This window comes from Streptococcus humanilactis (assembly GCF_019448275.1).
Lineage (GTDB): Bacteria > Bacillota > Bacilli > Lactobacillales > Streptococcaceae > Streptococcus > Streptococcus humanilactis.
Genome location: NZ_JAHXBZ010000062.1, coordinates 1 through 209 on the forward strand (window position 1 = coordinate 1; position 209 = coordinate 209).

Here is a 209-nt window from a genome sequence, read left to right on the forward strand (position 1 = left end):
AATGACATCGTTAAACCAGCCGATAAGACAGTTGTATCTGATCCAAACGCTTTAACTCCAGAAGAGAAGAAAGTGATCGAAGACAAGGTCAAAGCCGTTAACCCAGGCTCTACAGTAGTAGTAACTAACAATGGTACTACTACCGTCACAACACCATCAGGTAAGACAGCCGTTATTCCAGGTGTAGACTTGACTAAGACAGAAAAAGA

The 209-nt window shown here is 42.1% G+C and carries 1 protein-coding gene; it reads left to right on the plus strand.

Annotation, left to right across the window (positions count from 1 at the left end; all coding sequences use genetic code 11):
• Positions 1–209 (plus strand): hypothetical protein (locus tag KV696_RS09870; protein WP_373688306.1); only part of this gene is annotated, 209 nt, incomplete at both ends.